Source organism: Streptomyces smyrnaeus, assembly GCF_017676345.1.
In the GTDB taxonomy this organism is placed as follows: domain Bacteria; phylum Actinomycetota; class Actinomycetes; order Streptomycetales; family Streptomycetaceae; genus Streptomyces; species Streptomyces smyrnaeus.
On record NZ_JAFFZM010000001.1, the window covers coordinates 143,427 to 158,897 of the forward strand.

The 15,471-nt window shown below is 72.3% G+C and carries 18 protein-coding genes, 1 tRNA gene and 1 pseudogene; 12 read left to right on the forward strand and 8 right to left on the reverse strand.

The genetic code is table 11. The features are described from left to right. Positions 1-5: 5 nt before the first annotated feature. Together JW613_RS00660 and JW613_RS00665 are read right to left on the reverse strand one after the other, a co-directional pair. Entirely contained in the window at positions 6-665 is a 660-nt protein-coding gene (locus tag JW613_RS00660) for a class I SAM-dependent methyltransferase (RefSeq protein ID WP_209208720.1), read from the reverse strand. 116 nt (positions 666-781) lie between these two features. Next, on the reverse strand, positions 782-2,236 hold the full coding sequence (locus JW613_RS00665; RefSeq protein WP_209208721.1) for an MFS transporter: 1,455 nt from the start codon (positions 2,234-2,236) through the stop codon (positions 782-784). Positions 2,237-2,426: 190 nt separating this feature from the next. Between JW613_RS00665 and JW613_RS00670 the strand changes: the two genes are divergently transcribed. From JW613_RS00670 to JW613_RS00695, 6 genes are all read left to right on the forward strand, one after another. Next, positions 2,427-2,882: a MarR family winged helix-turn-helix transcriptional regulator gene (locus JW613_RS00670; RefSeq protein ID WP_099885541.1), complete on the forward strand. Its 456-nt coding sequence runs from the start codon at positions 2,427-2,429 to the stop codon at positions 2,880-2,882. A 168-nt stretch (positions 2,883-3,050) separates the two neighbouring features. Next, positions 3,051-3,530, forward strand: coding sequence for a hypothetical protein (locus JW613_RS00675; protein WP_209208722.1), 480 nt, complete (start codon positions 3,051-3,053; stop codon positions 3,528-3,530). A gap of 110 nt (positions 3,531-3,640) precedes the next feature. Further along, positions 3,641-3,704 (forward strand) — tRNA-Ser (locus JW613_RS00680). Between the two features lie 232 nt (positions 3,705-3,936). Continuing rightward, the gene (locus tag JW613_RS00685) at positions 3,937-4,272 is read left to right on the forward strand and encodes an ArsR/SmtB family transcription factor (protein WP_099885539.1); all 336 of its coding nucleotides are present in this window, start codon (positions 3,937-3,939) and stop codon (positions 4,270-4,272) included. A 2-nt stretch (positions 4,273-4,274) separates the two neighbouring features. Beyond that, on the forward strand, positions 4,275-4,997 hold the full coding sequence (locus JW613_RS00690) for a cation efflux transmembrane domain-containing protein (RefSeq protein ID WP_209209173.1): 723 nt from the start codon (positions 4,275-4,277) through the stop codon (positions 4,995-4,997). An 81-nt stretch (positions 4,998-5,078) separates the two neighbouring features. Then, the gene (locus JW613_RS00695) at positions 5,079-5,507 is read left to right on the forward strand and encodes an ester cyclase (protein ID WP_209208723.1); all 429 of its coding nucleotides are present in this window, start codon (positions 5,079-5,081) and stop codon (positions 5,505-5,507) included. A 100-nt stretch (positions 5,508-5,607) separates the two neighbouring features. Here the strand turns inward: JW613_RS00695 and JW613_RS00700 are convergent. After that, a pseudogene (locus JW613_RS00700) lies at positions 5,608-5,694 on the reverse strand (Hsp20 family protein); the annotation flags it as partial. Positions 5,695-5,752: 58 nt separating this feature from the next. Between JW613_RS00700 and JW613_RS00705 the strand changes: the two are divergent. Beyond that, positions 5,753-7,000 (forward strand): epoxide hydrolase family protein, encoded by a 1,248-nt coding sequence (locus tag JW613_RS00705; RefSeq protein WP_209208724.1) that lies wholly within the window; start codon positions 5,753-5,755, stop codon positions 6,998-7,000. An 18-nt stretch (positions 7,001-7,018) separates the two neighbouring features. Here JW613_RS00705 and JW613_RS00710 read toward each other — a convergent pair whose 3' ends face one another. Beyond that, positions 7,019-8,173 (reverse strand): MGDG synthase family glycosyltransferase, encoded by a 1,155-nt coding sequence (locus tag JW613_RS00710; RefSeq protein WP_209208725.1) that lies wholly within the window; start codon positions 8,171-8,173, stop codon positions 7,019-7,021. Positions 8,174-8,733: 560 nt separating this feature from the next. On the opposite strand from JW613_RS00710, the gene JW613_RS00715 reads away from it, so the two are divergent. The 3 genes from JW613_RS00715 to JW613_RS00725 are packed head-to-tail and all read left to right on the forward strand — an operon-like array spanning position 8,734 to position 11,146. Continuing rightward, the gene (locus JW613_RS00715) at positions 8,734-9,498 is read left to right on the forward strand and encodes an SDR family NAD(P)-dependent oxidoreductase (RefSeq protein WP_307865735.1); all 765 of its coding nucleotides are present in this window, start codon (positions 8,734-8,736) and stop codon (positions 9,496-9,498) included. Between the two features lie 8 nt (positions 9,499-9,506). Next, the gene (locus tag JW613_RS00720) at positions 9,507-10,385 is read left to right on the forward strand and encodes a DMT family transporter (protein ID WP_209208726.1); all 879 of its coding nucleotides are present in this window, start codon (positions 9,507-9,509) and stop codon (positions 10,383-10,385) included. Further along, positions 10,379-11,146 carry a polysaccharide deacetylase family protein gene (locus JW613_RS00725; protein ID WP_245224850.1) on the forward strand — a complete coding sequence of 256 codons (768 nt, stop codon included), beginning with the start codon at positions 10,379-10,381 and terminating at the stop codon, positions 11,144-11,146. The genes JW613_RS00720 and JW613_RS00725 overlap by 7 nt, the downstream gene beginning before the upstream one ends. 4 nt (positions 11,147-11,150) lie before the next feature. Here JW613_RS00725 and JW613_RS00730 read toward each other — a convergent pair whose 3' ends face one another. After that, entirely contained in the window at positions 11,151-12,629 is a 1,479-nt protein-coding gene (locus JW613_RS00730) for an FGGY-family carbohydrate kinase (protein WP_209208728.1), read from the reverse strand. A 184-nt stretch (positions 12,630-12,813) separates the two neighbouring features. Between JW613_RS00730 and JW613_RS00735 the strand changes: the two genes are divergently transcribed. Next, positions 12,814-13,173 (forward strand): hypothetical protein, encoded by a 360-nt coding sequence (locus JW613_RS00735; RefSeq protein ID WP_209208729.1) that lies wholly within the window; start codon positions 12,814-12,816, stop codon positions 13,171-13,173. Positions 13,174-13,260: 87 nt separating this feature from the next. Here the strand turns inward: JW613_RS00735 and JW613_RS00740 are convergent, their stop codons facing one another. Next, positions 13,261-13,995 (reverse strand): type 1 glutamine amidotransferase, encoded by a 735-nt coding sequence (locus JW613_RS00740; RefSeq protein ID WP_307865771.1) that lies wholly within the window; start codon positions 13,993-13,995, stop codon positions 13,261-13,263. A 321-nt stretch (positions 13,996-14,316) separates the two neighbouring features. Between JW613_RS00740 and JW613_RS00745 the strand changes: the two genes are divergently transcribed. Beyond that, positions 14,317-14,532, forward strand: a complete 216-nt coding sequence (locus JW613_RS00745; RefSeq protein ID WP_209208730.1) for a DUF4236 domain-containing protein — start codon at positions 14,317-14,319, stop codon at positions 14,530-14,532. A 111-nt stretch (positions 14,533-14,643) separates the two neighbouring features. Here JW613_RS00745 and JW613_RS00750 read toward each other — a convergent pair whose 3' ends face one another. Together JW613_RS00750 and JW613_RS00755 are read right to left on the reverse strand one after the other, a co-directional pair. After that, positions 14,644-15,048 (reverse strand): hypothetical protein, encoded by a 405-nt coding sequence (locus tag JW613_RS00750; protein WP_209208731.1) that lies wholly within the window; start codon positions 15,046-15,048, stop codon positions 14,644-14,646. Positions 15,049-15,129: 81 nt separating this feature from the next. Then, entirely contained in the window at positions 15,130-15,411 is a 282-nt protein-coding gene (locus JW613_RS00755) for a hypothetical protein (protein ID WP_099885528.1), read from the reverse strand. Positions 15,412-15,471: the final 60 nt, after the last annotated feature.

Genomic DNA, 15,471 nt, shown 5'->3' on the forward strand with positions numbered 1-15,471 from the left:
CGCGCTCAGGTGTCCGCACGCCATACGAGCGTGTACCGCCAGAACAGCCGACGGCGCAGCCGCGCGCCCGGCAGGACCAGGTGGGCTTCCCGGACGATCTCGGGGAAGCCCATCCGCGCCGGCCGGGTCGCGGCGGTCATCGAAGGGGGCGGTGGTGCCGTACGGCCTCGGTTGCGACTCCAGCCGACGGCGGCGTTCAGCGGTGCGGCGACGGCTCCCAGCAGATGGTCGCCGAGGGGCTGTGCCCGTGCGCACCCGACGACCACCAGCGTGCCTCCGGGAGCCAGCTGTCGCCGGAGGCGCTCAAGTGTTTCGGTGAACGGCAGATGGTGGAGGACCGCGACGCAGGTGATGACGTCGTAGGGCCCCGCGGGGAGCCGGGTCCGCGCGTCGGCGACGGTGAAGGTCACCGGGGTGCTCGCCGGTGTCGACTCCCTCGCCCGCGCGGTGATGGCCGGGTCGGCGTCGATCGCCTGCACCTCGTCGGCGCGGGTCGCCAGCAGTCTGGCCAGGTCACCGCTGCCGGCACCGACGTCGAGAGCGCGGCCGAAGCGCCGGGGAAGCTGCCGCAGGATCCAGCGGTGGTAGTGCGCGTTGTGGTCCCACGGGTGCGCGGCGTTGAAGCGGTCGAGCGCGTTCAGGACGCGGTTCGGCAGCGTCGTCATGCGAGTAGTCCATCATGACGGCACTGCCGAACCGTCTCCCGGCCATCCCCGTGCCCACGGTGGCCGGTCCAGGCGTCGGCGGCCGGGCGGCGACCGGGCCGGCTGATCGCTACGGTTCAGGCCCGGGCCGGTACCTGGTCCGTCGTGGCCTGTTCACCGGCGGCCTGGTCACCGCCGGGCGTGCGCAGTGCCGGGATGAGGGCAGCGACAGCGGCGGCGAGCAGTGCGACTCCGCAGCCGATCAGCAGGCCGGTACGGAAGCCGTCGCGGGAGGCGAACTCGTGGCCGCCCATGGTGATGGTCAGTTGGGCGAGCACCACACCGATCACGGCGGAGCCGATCGTGGTGCCGAGCGAACGCATCAGCGTGTTGAACCCGTTGGCGGCCGCGGTCTCGGAGAGCGGGACCGAGCCCATGATCAAGGCGGGCATCGCGCCGTAGGCGAGGCCGACACCGCTGTTGATGACGATGCCGACGAGCATCACCCCCCAGGCGGAGCCCATCAGCGCCAGCGAGATGCCGTAGCCCGCGGAGATCACCAGCGCGCCGCAGACCAGGGCGAGTTTCGGACCACGCGCGTTGATCAGCTTCCCGCCGAGCGGGGAGACGATCATCATCATCACGCCGCCGGGCGCCATCCACAGGCCCGCGGCCAGCATCGACTGCCCCAGCCCGTACCCGGTCGCCTCGGGAAACTGCAGCAGCTGCGGGGCGATCAGCATGAAGGCGTACATGCCGACGCCGACGAGGATCGAGGAGACGTTGGTGAGCAGCACCCGCGGGCGTGCCGTGGTACGCAGGTCGATCAGTGGGTCGCGGGTGCGCAGCTCCCACAGTCCCCAGGCGAACAGGGCCACGGCGGCGACGGCGAACAGGCCGAGCGTGGTGCGCGAACTCCAGCCCCAGTCGGCGCCCTTGGAGATCGCCAGCAGCAGACCGACCAGACCGACGGCGAGCCCGAGGGCCCCCGGCGCGTCGAAGCGCTGGCCCTTGGCGCCGGCCGGGACGTCCGGGACGAGGAACCAGATCAGCGCCCCGATCAACAGCGCCAGGACCGCGGAGCCCCAGAACAGCACCCGCCAGTCGGCGTACTCGGCGACCGCGGCGGCGACCGGCAGACCTATGGCGCCGCCGATCCCCATGGAGGCGCTGACCAGGGCGATGGAGCCGCTGAGCTTCTCGGTCGGCACCACGTCGCGCAGCAGCGCGATACCCAGCGGCACCATGCCCATGCCCATGCCCTGCAGTCCCCGGCCGATGATCATCGGGACGACGGACGAGGCGAGCGCGCACACCACCGAGCCGATCACCAGCGGGACGGCGCAGGCCAGCAGCATCCGGCGTTTGCCGACGAGGTCGCCGAGCCGTCCGGAGACCGGTACGCACACACCCGCGACGAGGAGCGTGACGGTGATCACCCATGCCGCGTTCGCGGGCGTGGTGTGCAGGATCCGCGGCAGTTGAGCGATCAGCGGGGTCACCAGGGTCTGCATGACCGCGGCGACGGTGCCGGCCAGCGCGAGCGTGGCGACGACGCCGCCCGGTCGTGAGGTCGGCTGGGGACCGTCCATGTCAGGACTCCTCTACGGGGTTTCGTGGGCAACCGGTACGGGACGCGTGAGCGACTGGCGTCCACAGCGAATGTGCATCCTACACATCTTGTGTATCGACCACGTTATATGTGCCATGCATCTGCGTGATACACATGGACACGGGAGCCGCACTCGGCCGTCCGGCGCGCAAGGACCCTGAAGGAGACACATGAACGAGGCCACGCGCCAGGTGGAGTACGAGCAGATGCTGCTCGGCCGCTATCTGCACCTGCACAAATCGAAGGGGCGGCGCAAGGACAGCACGCTGGACCGCAGCGCCTACATCCTGCTCAGCCGCATCCGGATGCAGGGCCCGATGTCCATCGGCCAGCTCTGCGACGCCTTCGGCCTCGACGCCTCCACGCTCAACCGCCAGACCGCGGCCGCGATGCGCGCCGGGCTCATCGAGCGCATCCCCGACCCGGACGGTGGCATGGCGCGAAAGTTCCGCATCACCGCGGAAGGTGAACAGCGGCTCGACGACGAGCGCGAGGGGATCGTCCACAGCCTGGATCGCATCATGGCCGACTGGGCCGACGAGGACATCGCAGCCTTCGCCGACTACCTCAAGCGCTTCAACACCGACATCGAGCGCCTGGACGGCCGCCCCTGGCCCCGTCCGTAACCGTCCGGAGGTCACCCCGGCCGCCAGTTCCGTCCAAACCCGTGCCCAGTTCAACAGTTGAGCGGTTCAAGCCATCGCCACACCGCCCACGGCGTCGCATTCTTACCCCAGGACCAAGAACACGCTCCGTCAGCGGCGGGGTCCGAACGGCGAGGAGGGAACGAGTCGATGCCCATACCGGTGTGTTCGCTGATCAACAACGAGAACCAGAGAATCGCGGCCGACGGCGCGTACCACGTGGTGCGCTTCCCGTTCGGCGGAGGCGAATCGTACGACGAAGAGGGCATGCACCAGGTACGCCAGCCGGACGGCTACGAAGTGACCAACTGGCGCGCTGACGACCGCTCCGGCTTGATCTGGCCCTCCGTCGAAGGATGGGGCGTCGTCACGGCCATGATCCAGTGGGAGGACGGCAACTACAGCGAACTGCGCGACCAGCTCGTACGTGATCCGCTCGGCCTCACCGACAACCCGGTGGACACCACGGCCACTGACCACCGACGCCCCTCCCCCGGCATGCAGTGCTTCACCAAGCACCACGAGCTCTTCGTGCACCCGGACATACCGCTGGCCATCCGTGTCGCGCACAACGACTCCGCGTCGCGGGACCTGGTACATGCGCAGTTCAAGCTCGCCATCCACACCTGAGACCCCTCCCGGGCACCCCCTTTCCCGTCCTCACGCCTGCCGTGCGGCCGGGAAACCGATCGAGCGCGAGGCGGGGCGAAGCTACAGTGGGTGAGCCATGCGGCCCAGGTGCGCAGGCGGGGGATACTTCCGCTGATAACGGGGTTGTTGCGGGTTCGAGTCCCGTCGGACGCCGAGGCGTCCGTAGCTCAAGCGGGTAGAGCGCCATGTCTCCCCCACCGCTCTTGATCTCTGGGCTCTGACATGTGCGGAGTCTCCACGGAGACGAGAAGCGGGTGGGAGGTCTTCCTCCTGCCCGCTTCTTTTGGTGCGCGGCGCGGCTGCCGGGACCCGGCTCAGGCGTCCACGGTCGACCGCCGATTGATCAGGTTTTCCTGAATTCATGGATTGCTGTACCGTCAGCGGCGTGCTGACTGTTGCCTCCGACATCGAGGTGCTGGCCCGGTTCGGCCGCGCGCTCGCCGATCCGATCCGCTGCCGGCTCCTGCTCGCCCTGCGGGAAGCCCCCGCCTACCCGTCCGACCTCGCCGACACCCTGGGCATCTCCCGTACCAGGCTGTCGAACCACCTGGCCTGTCTGCGCGACTGCGGCCTGGTCGTCACCGCGCCCGACGGGCGCCGTACCCGCTACGAACTGGCCGACGAACGCCTCGGCCACGCCCTGGACGACCTCCGTACCGCCGTGGTGGCGGTGGAGAGCGACCGCGCGTGCGTGGACGCCGACGAGAAGGGCTGCTGCTGACCATGACGGCGGAGACATCCCTCTCTCCCGCCCCCGCCCGCCGCGACGTACTGACCCGCCGCATACGGCTGCTGGTCGGCGCGACCCTCACCTACAACGCCGTCGAGGCCGTGGTCGCCCTCACCGCCGGCGCCCTCGCCTCCTCCACCGCACTGATCGGCTTCGGACTGGACTCCGTGATCGAGGTCTCCTCCGCCGCGGCGGTCGCCTGGCAGTTCTCCGCACGCGAGCACGCCGTACGGGAGGCGCGGGAGAAGACCACACTGCGGATCATCGCGGTGTCGTTCTTCGCGCTCGCCGCCTACGTCGGCGTCGACGCGGTACGCGCGCTGCTCGGCGGCGGGGAGGCGGAACGCTCGACGCCGGGCATCGTGCTGGCCGCACTGTCCCTGGCAGTGATGCCGTTCCTGTCCGCAGCCCAGCGCAGGACCGGACGGGAGCTCGGCTCCGCCTCAGCAGTCGCGGACTCCAAACAGACCCTGCTGTGCACCTACCTGTCCGCCGTACTGCTGGTCGGCCTGGTCCTCAACGCGGCACTGGGCTGGTCCTGGGCGGACCCCCTCGCGGCCCTGGCCATCGCCGCCGTCGCGGTCAAGGAGGGCCGGGACGCCTGGCAGGGCGAAGGGTGCTGCGCGGCCCCGGCCACCGCGGTGGCACCGCCCGTCGGTGCCGCGGCCACGACCGACGCCTGCGCCTGCCGTTCCGGCTGCGACTGCTGCGCCTGACGGGCTGCCACGCCGCAATGAGCCGGGCCGACAACCGGAGCGCTGCCATACTGCGCGAAAGATCTTCGGGAGGAGGAATTCATGGACGAGGCGACGCTGCGGGCGCTGTACGAACGCTGGTTGAAGGAACTGTGGAACGGGGACCTCTCCGTGGCACGCGAGATCGTCGCCCCGGGCTTCACGATCCACCACGGGGCGATCCAGCCGGGCGGCGAGAACGAGCTGAAGGGACCGGACGGGATCGCGAACATGATCTCCATGAGCCGGGAGTACTTCACCGAGCTGACCTTCGAGATCGAAGTCGGTCCCGTGACACAGGGGGATCTCATCTGCGCCCGCTGGGTCGGTCGCGGCACCTACAAGGGCGGGTTTCCCGGAGCGACCGCCGAACCCGGCACAAAGGTCGTCTTCCGGGGGAACGACATCCTCCAGGGAGCGGACGGCCGGTTCGTCGCGTACTGGGTGTGCTCCGACGGCCCGTATCTGTCCCAGCAACTCGGAGTCGAGTGACCTCACCCGTCACCCCTCGGCCAGCGATCCTTGTGCGCCTGTGCGCCCCGTGGACGCGGGGCGCACAGACGCGCGGCGTCGACCGGCCGGGCTCCCGGCGGACGCGGACTGTCAGGACACCCGCGTCGTAGGAGGCGCTGATGCTGTCGGTGTCCAGCGTGTCCCCGAGGAAGATCTGGCGGCTGAAGCACTCTGCTCGCCATAGCGGACCGGAACTGTCCCAACAGGGCTCTACTGTCGCCGCCATGAGCACTGATCAGGAGATCGTCCCCTTCCGTATCGACATCCCGCAGGCCGACCTCGACGACCTCGCCGACCGGCTCGCTCGCACTCGCTGGCCCGCCGCACTGCCCGGGGTCGAGTGGAGCCGCGGTGTGCCGCCGGCCTATTTGCAGGAATTGGCGGCCTACTGGGCCACGCAGTACGACTGGCGGACGCAGGAGGCGCGGATGAACGCCCATCCGCAGTTCACGACGGTCATCGAGGGGCAGCGGCTGCACTTCCTGCATGTGCGGTCCCCGCATCCGGGTGCCACGCCGCTGCTCCTGCTGCACGGTTGGTGCGGCGCGTTCGCCGACTTCCTGGACGTCGTCGGCCCGCTCACGGACCCGACGGCGCACGGCGGTACGGAGGCGGACGCCTTCCATCTGGTGGTCCCGTCGCTGCCGGGCTTCGGTTTCTCCACACCGCTGGCCGGTCCCGGTATGGGGCCCGCCCGGATGGCCGGGGTACTGGTGCGGCTGATGGAACGGCTCGGCCATGAGCGCTACGGCGTGCAGGGCTACGACACCGGGGCCTGGGTGGCGCCCGAGGTCGGCAAGCAGGCGCGGGAGCGGGTGACCGGTGTCCATCTGAACGCTCTGATCTCCGTCCCGATCGGTGCGGAAGGCGAGCTGGACGACCTCTCGGCGGCGGACGAGCGGCGCCGACAGCGGATGGAGAACTTCAACGACGGCTATCTGCAGTGCAACTCCAAACGTCCGCAGACCGTCGCCTACGCCCTCACCGACTCCCCCGCCGGTCAGCTCGCCTGGATGGTCGAGAAGTTCCAGGAGCTCACCGACCCGGCGGAGGGACTGCCGGAGGAGAGCATCGACCGGGACCGCTTCTTGACCACCATTTCGCTCTACTGGCTGACGGCCACGGCAGCATCGTCGGCGCAGGTCTACTACGAGGCGATCTCGGCCGCGGAGTGGGCCGACGTCGAAGAGGGCGCCTGGTCCGACGCCGACAGTGGCGCCGACAGCAGCGCCCACAGCGGTGCCGACCCGGGTACGGACGGGCAGGAGCAGGACTGGGCGGCGGCGCAGCGCGGCACCGTACCCACCGGAGTCCTGCTCTCGGCGCACGATGTGACAGTCCGTCCCTGGGCCGAGCGGGACCACACCATCGTGCGCTGGACCGAACTTGGGACAGGTGGCCATTTCCTCGCGCTGGAGGCTCCGGATCTGCTGGTCGAGGACGTACGGGCGTTCTTCCGCGCGCTGCGCTGACTCGGCGTGCCGGCGGCGTCACCGGGCCCGGGGGTCCGCCGGGCACGCCCGCTCGGCCAGGTCCACCAGTTCCACTGCCGCGTCGGCGCGGAAGGCGGCGCGGGCTGCCGCTGTCTGACGGGCACGGGCGGGGCCGGGGAACGCCAGTTCGTGGGCGCTGCGGGCCGGTTCCCCCTTGCCCACCGCGTACCGGGAGAGTCCGGCCCGCGCCATGGCCTGTACGCCGGCCGCGGCGTGCCCCGGCAGTGGCCGGTGGCTGACGACGGGCAGCTCCGCCGCCAGCGCCTGGGCGGCGGTCTGCCCTGCCGCGTTGTCGAGCAGCACATGGACTTGTGCCATGAGTCCCGGCAGGTCGGTCACCCAGCCGAGGGGCAGCAGGCCGGGATGGCGGGCGGCGCGGTGCCGCAGGCGTTCGTCGTTCCCGCACAGCAGGACCGGCACGCAGCCGTGCGCCGTCAGCTGCCGCGCCGTCTCCAGCAGCCGGGTGCCGACCCCCCAGGCGCCGGTGGACATCAGTACGGCGGGCCGCTCGGGGGAGACCGGGGAGGTCCGCTGCGCGGCTGCCGCCACATGCCGGTCCAGCAGGGCCCGCCAGTGGCCGTCCACGTCGCGGGGCCGGAAGAACCGGGCGGGCACCACGGGGCCCACGGTGCGGGCGGGACCTCCGACGGTCTCCCGTACCTCCTCGGCGGCCTTCTCGGTGACACACAGATGGAGGTCGTTTCCGGGGTGCAGCCAGCCGCGGTGGACGGCGAAGTCGACCACGACGACCGCCGTGGGCACCTCCAGCGCGCCCCGCGCCCGCAGCCGCCCGGTCAGCTGCGCGCCCAGATGGAAGGTGGGGACGACGACATCGGGCCGCCAGTCGGCGACGGCCCGCAGCAGCGGACGCTCGGCGAGGGCCGCCAGGGGTGCGCTGCTCGGGCGGGGGCCCGGCGCGTGGGCGGTCGCGAGGAAGCCGGCGTACACGGCGCCGTACAGCCGGGGCGCATGCCGGACGGCGGCGCGGTAGCCACTTCGCAGCGCCCCGCCGGAGCCCGCCGGCAGCAGGGTGAGCACGTCGCGGACGACGGCGGCGTGACCGCGGGCCCGCAGCCGGTGCGCCAGTTCGTGTGCGACCGCATCGTGGCCCGCGCCCATGCTGGCACTCAGCAGCAGGAAGCGGTGCGGCATGGGGCTCCAGGGTTCGTCGGTTGGCGGACCGGCGCGGCCCGGACGGCGCGGCCCGGACGGTGCTCCCGGGCTCCGTGGGCGGCTCGGCGCTCCCGGACCCCTCGGCACATCCGTAGACCAGTGTGCTGTCCGCCCGTCAGCGGCGGCGTAGCGACACTCAGTCGGGCCGACAGGCGGCAGCGGCGCCGCTCGGCTTCCGGGGCCCGCCGCCACGGGTCCGGGACGGCTTCCGGTCGCCTTCCGGTGTGCCTCGGAGGGGAGCCGAACAGGTGGTTCGGTCGGCCCGGGGAGGGCTCCGGGCGGGTGTGCAGCGTGGTTGCCAGCATGCTGGAGCCGGGGCCCTCTGTGCCCCGGTACACCTACCCCGGCCCCGACGCGGCCCGTACTGCTCACCGGAGGCGTCTGTGTTCGACAGGCTCGGCAGATCCGACCGCCGTCCGACGCACCCTCTGCACCGAGCCTCCGCCGTGCGCCGCCCGCACCGGAGGCAGCCGACCGGCCGACTGTCCGTACCCGCCCATGTCCGACCGCCGGAGCGCACGAGGGGCGATCCGCAGTCGGTGGCCGAGCAGCACGGGCACCGGCCGGTGGCGCTGGTGACGGGTGCGTCCTCCGGTATCGGCACGGCCGTCGCCGAACGGCTGGCCGACGACGGCGACTGGCGACTGCTGCTCAACGGGCGGGACGAGGGGCGGCTGGCGCAGGTCGCGACCCGGACGGGCGGCGTGCCGTTGGCGGCCGACCTGGTCGATCCCCGGGCGCGGGCGCGGCTCGCCGAGGAGGCACTGGTGCACAGCGGTCGGGTGGACGCGCTGGTGGCCGGTGCGGGCATCGGCTGGGCCGGGCCGTTCACAGCGATGCCGCACGAGGCCATCGACGACGTGGTGGCCGTCAATCTCGACGCGACGCTGCACCTGGTGCGTCTCGTGCTGCCGGGCATGGTGGAACGGCGCTGCGGACAGGTGGTGCTGATCGGTTCCATGGCGGGCAGCGTGGGGGTGCGCGGGGAGGCGGTGTACGCGGCGACGAAGGCCGGGCTCACCGCGTTCGCCGACAGCCTGCGCTACGAGCTGGCGTCGACCGGGGTGCGGGTGTCGATGGTGCTGCCGGGGGCGGTCGACACGCCCTTCTTCCAGCGGCGCGGCAGTCCGTACCGCCGCGAGCGGCCCCGGCCCGTTCCGGCGGTGCAGGTGGCCGAGACGGTCTGCCGGACGCTGCGGACCGGCCGCCCGAACGCCTACGTACCGTCCTGGATGGCCATGCCCGCGTGGCTGCACGGAACGGCTCCCGGGGTGTTCCGCAGCCTGGCCCAGCGCTTCGGGTAGGCGCACACGTGCTGTGGACAGCGGTCTCGGTCCTGCTGGCGGTGCTGGCCGCGCTGGGCAACGCCGCCGCGTCGGTGCTGCAGCGGCGGGCCGCCGCCGTGGAGCGCCCCGGTCCGTCCGGGCGCCGGCTGTCGTGGCTGCCGGGGCTGCTGCGCCGTCCGATCTGGCTGTGGGGCGCGGCGACGCTGGTGCTGTCCGCGGTGTGCCAGGCGGGAGCGCTGGCGACCGGGCCACTGGCTGTGGTGCAGCCGGTGATGACGACGGAGCTGCTGTTCACCCTCGTGCTGGGGGGCTTGATGTTCCGGCAGCGCCCCGGGCGGCGGGCGTGGGCGGCGTTCGGGGCGATGGTGGTGGGGCTGGCGGGGCTGCTGTGGCTGGTCTGGCCGTCGGGCGGGTCGGCCTCCGTGCCCCCGGGCCGCTGGCTGGTGGCGGCCCCGCTGATGGCCGGGCTGGTGGTGGTGCTGGTCGTGGTGGCCTTCCGGTTGCCGTCGGCGCCCCGGGCCACCGTGCTGGGCTCGGCCACAGCCGTACTGTTCGGGGTGACGGCCGCGCTGATGAAGGACGCGATCTCGCACCTGGCCGACGACGGGCTGGTCGCGCTGCTGACCGCGTGGCAGACCTACGGGGTGGCCGTCGCCGGGGTGGCGGGGTTCCTGATGCTGCAACTGACGCTGCACGCGGGCACGCTGGTGGCCTCCCAGCCCGCGCTGACGCTGGGCGACGCGTTCTTGAGCGTGGTGCTGGGCGCGGCGCTGTTCGACGAACGGCTGTCGCTGGGCTGGCGGGTGGCGCCGGAGGTGGTCGCCCTGGCGCTGATCAGCGTGGGAAGCGTACAGCTGGCCAGGTCCCCGGCGGTGTCGGGCTCCTCCGAGGAGGAGATCTGGTGAGCCGGCCGCGCACCCTGGCAGCCCTGGCGACCGTGCCGGCGGCCGTCGCCGCCGCACACATCCTCCCGGCCGCGACCTGGCTGCCGGCCGTACGGGCCGTACTGCGCCCCTCGCTGGACGGGCGCGGCAGCGCCGACCACATCGCCCTGACGTTCGACGACGGGCCCGACCCCCGTTCCACCCCGCACTTCCTGCGGGAGCTGGACCGACTGGGCGTGCGCGCCACGTTCTTCCTGCAGGGCGCGGCGGCACGGCGCCACCCTGCTCTCGTACGGCGGACGGCGGCCGAGGGCCACGAACTGGCCGTGCACTGCTGGGAGCACCAGCCGCCGTGGCTGCCCCGCCCGCTCGCCGACCGCGCGGACCTGGAGCGCGCCATGACGGCGGTACGCGAGAGCGCGGGCTCGGAACCGCGCTGGTACCGACCGCCGTACGGCGTGCTCACCGCGACCCGGTGGTGGGCCGCGCGGCGGCTGGGGCTGCAGCCGGTGCTGTGGACCGCCTGGGGCCGCGACTGGCAGCCGGACACCGATCCGGACGGCGTGCTCTCCCAGCTGCGCGACCGGCTGACGGGCGGGGCGACCGTCCTCCTGCACGACAGCGACCGCAACAGCGCTCCCTTTTCCTGGCGGGTGACGCTGGCGGCGCTCCCCCGCCTGGTCGACCGCTGCCGCGCCGCGGGGTGGACGGTGGGGCCGCTGGCGGAGCACGGCATGCCGACGGTGGGGCGCGGCCACGCGGCCGGTCGCGACAGCCGGTGACAGGTCAGCGGTCCTGGTGGGCCGCCAACGTGTGCACCAGGTCGGCGGTTGCCGGATAGAGCGCGCGGTAGAGGCCGTACAACTCCTCGTAGCGGGCCGCGGTCCCCGGGCGCGGGGTGACGATCTCCCGGACGGGGTTCCACTCGTCGATGGAGGCGTCGGTCACCAGTTGCGCGGCCAGCAGCGCACCGCCGTAGCCGGCGCCGATGGTGGTGGTGCGCAGCTCCTGGGGCCTGCCGGTGACATCGGAGACGATCCGTGTCCACAGCCCGCCCTGGGTGCCGCCGCCGACGGCGACGACCCGGCGGATGTCGCCGCCCGCCTTCTCCAGGGCCTCGATGTTGTGCCGCACGGCGTAGGCGGTGGCCTCCAGGGCGGCACGGTAGAGGTCGCCGCGGGTGTGGGAGAGGGTCAGGCCCGCGATGACGCCGCGGGCCTGCGGGTCGAGCAGTGGAGTCCGCTCCCCCGCGAAGTACGGCAGCATCAGCAGGCCGTTGGCGCCGGGCCCGGAGTCCTCGGCGAGACGGAGGAGTTCGGGGTACCCGGGGTTGCCGAACAGCTCCCGCAGCCAGCCGGTGACCGCGCCGGAGGTGGCCATGCCCCCGGCGAGGTTGCGGGTGCCGGGAAGGGCGCCGACGGTGCTCCACAGTGCGGGGTCGGTGAGCAGGCCGGGCACGGTGTGGATCAGGAACATCGTGGTGCCGTACATCAGCATCAGGTCGCCGGGCCGGTGCGCGCCCACGCTCAGCGCCTCCGCCCAGGCGTCGATGGTGCCGGTGATGACCGGAATCCCCTGGGGCAGCCCGGTACTGCGCGCGGCCTCCGCGGTGACGGTCCCGGCCGCCTCGCCGGACCAGCGCAGCGGCGGGAGTTCGATACCGGGGGCGATACGGTCGGCCCACGGGGCGTACCACCGGCGGGCGACGGTGTCGTAGAGCGGGGTGGTCTGGCTCGCGGAGTGGTGGTCCAGCACATAGGCGCCGGTCAGCTTGCGCACGAGCCAGGAGCTGGGCATGTAGAGCCGACGGGCGCGGGCGAACAGCTCCGGCTCCTCGTCCGCCACCCAGGCGATCTTCGCTCCGGCGGCCTGGCTGCTCAGATCCGATCCGCAGCGCCGCCGGATCTCCTCGACGCCCAACTCCTCGCCGAGCCGGGCGATCTGGTCGACCGCGCGGGTGTCGACGCCGTACAGCACCGCCGGGCGCAGCGGCACGTCGTCCGCGTCGGTGAGCAGGACGCAGGGGCCCATGCCGCTGAGCCCGACGGCGACGACCTCGGCGTCGGTTCCGGTGGTCAGTTCGCGGGAGAGGGAGACCAGTTCGTCCCACCAGATGTCGGCGTCCATCTCCACATGTCCGGGAGCGGGCCGGTCGACGGAGTGCTCGCGTACGGCCGAGCGCAGCAGTGTGCCGTCCAGACCGACCAGGACGCCTTTGCTGCTGGAGGTGCCGATGTCCACACCCAGGACTGCGTTGAGGGCCATGGCGGCAGGCTTCCAGGAATTGTTTGCAGCCGTCAACGACTCCCTCGGCCTCGTCGACCGGGCGCGGAGCACCGTACCCGGTCACCAAGTGTCAACATATGCCTAGTTTTTCGGGCAGATGGCAGGGGAGGCAGGAGGCGGGGCTCCACGCCATGGACTCCGTATCCGACCCAAGGAGCAGTGCATGACGCCGACCAGTGCCCGGACCCCCCGGGCCACCGCCACCAGGTTCGCCGCCGCCGCGTTCGCTGGGCTGATGCTGCTGTGCCTCCCGGCGGGCGCCACCGCGGCGGCCGCGGGCGCCGCCACCCCGCCCGGCCTGAGCTGCCACACCGGCAAGCACCACAACGACCCTTACACCGGCTTCGCCCTGTGCAAGAACAACGGCAGGGCGACACAGACCTTCTGGGTACACCTGGTGTGCGGCTGGGCGCCGGACGTCGACGGCAACCGCGTGACGCTGCGCCCCGGGCAGTCGGGCCAGTCCACCGCGCACTGCGGCGCGCTCGGCACCGGCATCGGGAAGATCGAGGTGCGGCCGTAGGCGTGCCGGGACGGGCGTGAGCGTCGTGGGCCCAGAACCAGGCGCAGTACCGGTGGCGAGAGACGCGGACGAGCCGCGGGGCGCGTCCTAGTCGCGGCCGCGACGCCCGGAGCTCCTCGCCGACTGCTGCGCCAACACCGCGAAGCGGGCGGCCAGTCGCTGCCACACCGGAGTGGCGGTGGCACCGTCCTCGGTCGCCCGGCGGAGGAGTTCCGCCCGGTCGAGGCCGTGTTCTGCCAGGCGTCGCGGGTCCCAGGTGCGGATCCGGTCCGGGTCGGTCTCCGGGTGGAACTGCACGCCCCATGCCCGCTCACCGACCCGGAACGCCTGGTAGGGGCAGCGCTCGCTCTCTGCCAGCCAGACGGCGCCGGGCGGCAGCGCGGTGATGGCGTCCACGTGCCGTTCGATGGCCGTCACCTGTGCGGGCAGGCCGTGGAAGAGGGGATCGCTTCCCGCCGCCGGCCGCAGGGTGAGCGGAGTGCTGCCGATCTCCGGCTCACCGTGCTGCGCCGCGACCTGTCCCCCGGCCACGTGCGCCAGCAACTGGCCGCCGAGGCAGATCCCGAAGAACGGCGTGTCCGCTTCGAGTGCCTGCGCCGCCAGGGCACGGGTGGGCGCGAGCCAGGGAGCGTGCGCGTCGTCGTCGGGCATGAAGCCGCCGCCCAGCACGACGAGGGCGTCCTGTGTCAGCCGGGACGGCAACGGACCGCCCTCGTACGCCCGGACGATCTCCACCGCGATCCCGGCTTCCGCCAGCCAGTCGCCGAAGCGCCCCGGCCCTCCCCGGGCCGTGTTCTGCACCACCAGGGCTTTCGCCGCCACCCCGCACCAGCCTTCCCGCCCGGCCTGCGCCGGCCTCGTCGTACCCGCGCTGCCACCGGTCCGCCGCCCGCACGCTGCCGGTGCCTCGCGGGTGTCCACTTTCGGTGCGTCCACCGCTGCTCATGGTGGCACGGTGCGTACGGCTGCCGGCCGCAACTCTTCGTGACCTGTAGGACACGCCGAGGGGACACGGGGGGACACGGCCTCTTCCGGCCCTTCGGCAGGGCCGGAAGAGGCCGTGTCGAAGGGCTGGAAAGACCCTGACTGCTCACCTGCCGCAGGGGTACCCGGAGAGCCTCAACAGTAGGAAAGGGAGGAATCATGGGGCTCGCTCACCGGAAGAGCTTCCGACTGCTGCCAGGAGTACGGATGAACGTCCGCCGCCGGTCGGTGTCCTTCGTCACGGGTGGCCGCCACAGCCCACGCCGGTCCCGCAGGTCGCTGGGGCGGCGCACCTCGCTGCTGCAGCTGCCCGGTTCGCTCGGTCGCCGGCGCTCCACCCGACGCCTGGGCCGCAGCCGCACGATCCGGCACTGACCACCGCAGCGGGCGATGCCGAGGGCCGGACGCGCTGTTCGCACCCGTCCGGCCCTCGGTGCGGCTGAACCGGTCGGCTCAACCGCTCGACGCGTCACCGCGTCGGCCGCGTCAGATGCGGCCGTCGGTCAGTCGCGTCAGGGGTCCGGCGCTTCTGCGGGCGCTCCTGCGCCCCAGCGCGAACGCTCCCGCCAGCAGGACCAGCAGGCCGCCTGCCGCCCCGGCGGTGATCTTCTTGCGCTCCTTGACGGCGGTGACACCCACCGTGGCCGCCGTACCGGCCTTGGACCCCACGGACACCAGCGTGTCCTTGGCAGCCTCTCCCTTCTTCTTGGCGGCCTCGCCGGCCGAGTTCGCGGCCTCGCCCGCCTTGGCGGCGGTCCTGGAGGCCGCGGCCGTGGTCCCGGACGCGGCCTTGGTGGCGCGCTGGGCGCCGCCCTTGGCCGCGTTCGAGGTCACGGTTGCCGCCTTGCTGTTCGCACTGCTTCCCTTGGAGTTCTTCACCGGGTCAGCCATACGGCAGCGGGTAACCGGGCGTCGTCTTCTCAAACGGCAACGGACAAAGAGGCATTCGGCCGTCGGCCGCCGTAGCTGCCGTCAGCCGCCGTACATACCGCGGAAGAGCAGCACGCCGAGCACCATGCCCAGCACCAGCCCGGCTATGGACACCCCGATCGCGACCGGCGCCAGCCGTTCCTGTTTGGACTTGGCGATGACACCGCAGACGATCCCCGCGATACCGAAACCGGGTGGGCAGAAGATGAAGGCGACGGCACCGAGCACGATGCCGACGATGCTCAGCGTGTTGGAGTCGTTCCCGGGCGGCGGTCCTGGCTGGTACGGCGGGCCTGACTGATAGGGCGGTCCGGAGTAAGACACAGCTCCCCCTCCAACGTCGATGACGGCCACCTTAGGGAGTGACCGCACCCCTGAACAGCC

Coding starts and splice junctions, on each gene's coding strand:
- JW613_RS00660 (WP_209208720.1), bottom strand. CDS start 665: ATGACGACGCTGCCGAACCGCGTCCTGAACGCGCTCGACCGCTTCAAC.
- JW613_RS00665 (WP_209208721.1), bottom strand. CDS start 2,236: ATGGACGGTCCCCAGCCGACCTCACGACCGGGCGGCGTCGTCGCCACG.
- JW613_RS00670 (WP_099885541.1), top strand. CDS start 2,427: ATGAACGAGGCCACGCGCCAGGTGGAGTACGAGCAGATGCTGCTCGGC.
- JW613_RS00675 (WP_209208722.1), top strand. CDS start 3,051: ATGCCCATACCGGTGTGTTCGCTGATCAACAACGAGAACCAGAGAATC.
- JW613_RS00690 (WP_209209173.1), top strand. CDS start 4,275: ATGACGGCGGAGACATCCCTCTCTCCCGCCCCCGCCCGCCGCGACGTA.
- JW613_RS00695 (WP_209208723.1), top strand. CDS start 5,079: ATGGACGAGGCGACGCTGCGGGCGCTGTACGAACGCTGGTTGAAGGAA.
- JW613_RS00705 (WP_209208724.1), top strand. CDS start 5,753: ATGAGCACTGATCAGGAGATCGTCCCCTTCCGTATCGACATCCCGCAG.
- JW613_RS00710 (WP_209208725.1), bottom strand. CDS start 8,173: ATGCCGCACCGCTTCCTGCTGCTGAGTGCCAGCATGGGCGCGGGCCAC.
- JW613_RS00730 (WP_209208728.1), bottom strand. CDS start 12,629: ATGGCCCTCAACGCAGTCCTGGGTGTGGACATCGGCACCTCCAGCAGC.
- JW613_RS00735 (WP_209208729.1), top strand. CDS start 12,814: ATGACGCCGACCAGTGCCCGGACCCCCCGGGCCACCGCCACCAGGTTC.
- JW613_RS00745 (WP_209208730.1), top strand. CDS start 14,317: ATGGGGCTCGCTCACCGGAAGAGCTTCCGACTGCTGCCAGGAGTACGG.
- JW613_RS00750 (WP_209208731.1), bottom strand. CDS start 15,048: ATGGCTGACCCGGTGAAGAACTCCAAGGGAAGCAGTGCGAACAGCAAG.